Annotated in this window: 2 protein-coding genes; one reads left to right on the forward strand and one right to left on the reverse strand. The window is 73.7% G+C overall.

Going from position 1 to position 3195, the window contains the following annotated elements:
* Window positions 1–2: 2 nt before the first annotated feature.
* Window positions 3–917, reverse strand: a complete 915-nt coding sequence (locus tag DEIPI_RS0104735; protein WP_027481014.1) for a nucleoside hydrolase — start codon at window positions 915–917, stop codon at window positions 3–5.
* A gap of 402 nt (window positions 918–1319) precedes the next feature.
* Here DEIPI_RS0104735 and DEIPI_RS35310 point away from each other — a divergent pair.
* On the forward strand, window positions 1320–3195 hold a 1876-nt coding region (locus DEIPI_RS35310), incomplete at its 3' end, for a sensor domain-containing protein (RefSeq protein WP_169737024.1).

Here is a 3195-nt window from a genome sequence, read left to right on the forward strand (position 1 = left end):
GTTCAGAGGCGCGCGAGGCGCTCGGCGAGCAGGTCGTACAGGCCGTCCGCGTCGGCGCGCGACGCCACGAAGGTGCCCGCGTCCCCGTCCGGGGTGCACACGGTCCGCCCGAACTCCGCGCCCTCCTCGGTCACGACGTGCACCCGCGCGGGGCGCACCTCGAACAGGTCCGGACGGACGAGGTACGCGACGGCGCAGGGGTCGTGCAGGGCCCCCTCGCGCGCCTCGCTGCGCCCGGCGAGCCGCATGAGGTAGTCGTCGAGGAAGCTCGCGGCGAGCGCGCCCGCGCGGCCCGCACGTGCGCGCAGGTCGTCCGCGCGTTCCCCCGTCACGTTCACCTGCCGGGTCGTGTCGAGGCCGAACATCGTCACGCGCGCGCCCGACTCGAACACGATCCGCGCCGCGTGTGGGTCCGCGAAGGTGTTGAATTCCGCGGCGGGCGTGACGTTGCCGTCCGTGGCGCTCCCGCCCATCAGGACGATCTCGCGCAGGCTGCCCGCGAGGCGCGGCTCCAGGCGCAGGGCCAGCGCGACGTTCGTGAGGGGACCCACCGCGACGAGCGTCACCTCGCCGGGATTCGCGAGCGCCTCGTCGGCGATGAAGGCCGCCGCGCGGCGCGGGTCGGGACCTTCCTGCGGGACGGGCAGGGCGACGTCCCCGAGGCCGCTGGGGCCGTGCACGTGCCCGGCGTGCACGGCGTCCCGCAGCAGGGGTCGATCCGCGCCCGGCACGACCGGGAAGGACCGCCCGCTGAACTGCCGCAGGGACAGCGCGTTGCGGAGCGTGTGGTGCAGTTCCACGTTGCCGTGCGTGACGGTCACGCCGAGCAGGTCCAGCTCGGGGCTGCCGAGCGCGAGGAGCAGCGCGACGGCGTCGTCGTGCCCGGGGTCGCAGTCGAGGATCATGGGTCGCGGCATGCGGGGAGTCTACCCGAGTGCCGCACGTGACCGAAGTCGCAAGACAAAAATGGGCGGCCCCTCATTCGTGGGGGCCGCGTTGGAAATCTTCGTCGAATCCGGTGGAATGGCTTATCGCCGAGCTCATTACACACCTCGACGGGGCCCGGCGCGTGAACAGGGGCTTGAGGGGCGCTTCAGGTTCCCCTGACCTCCCTCAAACATTCGCGTGCATGCCCCGGCCCCCAAGTCGTGAGGTTGATTCAAGGCAGGAGGCGCCGCGCCTAACCTTGCGGCGAGGGCGCCGGGCTAGCCTGAACTCGGTCCATCCCTCAACCCAGGCGCCCGAGTCCAGCGGGCCGAGAAGACACTCCCGTCCAACGCTCCGAGTCCTCCCCGCTCAGCAAGGCTCCCGTGTCCGACATGCGAAGAACCCTCAACGACAGCGTGCCCGACCTCCTGCTGCGCCTCATGGTGGAGCGCTCGCCCGACGCGGTCGCGCTCGTCACGCCCGACGGCACTCCCGGCTTCCTGAACACCGTCGCGCGCGAGCTCGCCCTCGGCGTCCGCTGGACCGACTGGTGGGACGAACCCGACCGGGGCACGGCGCGCGCCGCCCTGCGGGAAGCGGACCTGACGGGCACCACCCGGACCGTCACGCTCGCACGGACCCCACCGGACGGCGAGCGCGCGTGGTGGACCGTGACCGTCACGCCCGTCCCCGAGGCGGACCCCACCCGCCTGATGTGCGTCGCGCGCGACGTGACCCGCGACCTCGCGGAGCGCGAGGACGCCGCCCGGCAGGCCGGACGCCTGAGCCGCGTCCTCAATGCCGGCCCGGACGCGTTCCTGCTGCTCGACCGGGCGTGGCGTGTCACGCACGTCAACGACCGCGCGCTCGCCCTGCTGAGGCGTCCGGACGGCGCGTCCGTCGCGGGCCTCACGCTTTGGGACCTCCTGCCGGACCTGCGCGACACCGACGCGGACACCCGCCTGCACGCCGCCGCCGCCGCCCGCTCGCCGGAGGTGCTGGAGACGTACCTCGCGGACCTCGACCTGTGGTGCGAACTGCACGTCTCTCCCGCCGAGGACGGCGTCGGGCTGTCCGTGCGCGACGTCACGGCCCGCAAGACCGCCGAGCAGATCGCGCGGGACCGCAACCACGTGCTGGAGATGACCCTGCGTGGCGAGCCCCTCACGGCCGTGCTGGAGGAGATCGCGCTGATCGTGGAGCGGCAGCTGCCCGACTGCTGGTGCAGCGTGATGCTCGTGCGTGACGGGCGGCTCCACACGGGCGCCGCGCCGAGCCTCCCGCAGGGGTTCAACGCCAGCGTGGACGGCGTGCCCGTCCGGGACGGGGCGGGCTCCTGCGGCACGGCCGCCGCGAGGGGTGAGGACGTGATGGTCGAGGACGTCACCACCCACCCCGCGTGGCAGGACTACCGTGAGCTCGCCGCCGCGTACGGGCTGCGCGCCTGCCGCAGTCGCCCGATCCTGTCGGGCGACGAGGTGCTCGGGACGCTCGCGCTGTACGCCGCCACGCCCGGGCCGCTGCCGGACGGGGACGTGCTGGAGCAGGCGCGGCACCTCGCGGCCGTCGCGATCCTGCACACCCGCCTCTCGGAGCGTCTGCGGCACCAGGCGCAGCACGATCCCCTCACGGACCTCCCGAACCGCTCGGCCTTCGCGCGGCGTCTGCAGGCCGCCATCGACCGCGCCGCGCGGCACGAGGAGCCCCTCTCGATGCTGTTCGTGGACCTCGACGACTTCAAGACCATCAACGACACGCTCGGACACCTCGTGGGCGACGAGGTGCTGCGCGAGGCCGCGCGCCGCCTCACGAGCGTGGTGCGGCGCGGCGACACGCTCGCCCGCATCGGCGGGGACGAATTCACCCTGATCCTGCCGTCGGCGGGCGAGACGCAGGCCGTGGCGGTCGCGCAGCGCGTCCTCGGGACGCTCCAGACGCCCTTCCACGCGGAGGACCGCGACCTGTTCCTGACGGGTTCCGTCGGGGTGAGCGTCTTCCCGGAGGGCGGCGCGGACGGCCCGACGCTGCTGCGGCACGCGGACCTCGCGATGTACCAGGCGAAGGTGCGCCGGGCGGGCGTCACGGTCTTCCGGCCCGAGATGACCCGCGACGCGCACGAACGCCTCCAGCTCGGACACGAGCTGCGCCGCGCCCTGGACGAGGACGAGCTGGAACTGCACTACCAGCCGCAGGTGCGGCTCGCGAGCGGCGTCGTGGCGGGCGTGGAGGCGCTCGTGCGCTGGCGGCACCCGCGCCTGGGGCTCGGGC

Source organism: Deinococcus pimensis DSM 21231 (assembly GCF_000519345.1).
Taxonomy (GTDB): Bacteria; Deinococcota; Deinococci; order Deinococcales; family Deinococcaceae; genus Deinococcus_A; species Deinococcus_A pimensis.

Excerpts from the sequence above, each read along its gene's own strand:
- DEIPI_RS0104735 (WP_027481014.1), bottom strand. The coding sequence starts at position 917 with ATGCCGCGACCCATGATCCTCGACTGCGACCCCGGGCACGACGACGCC.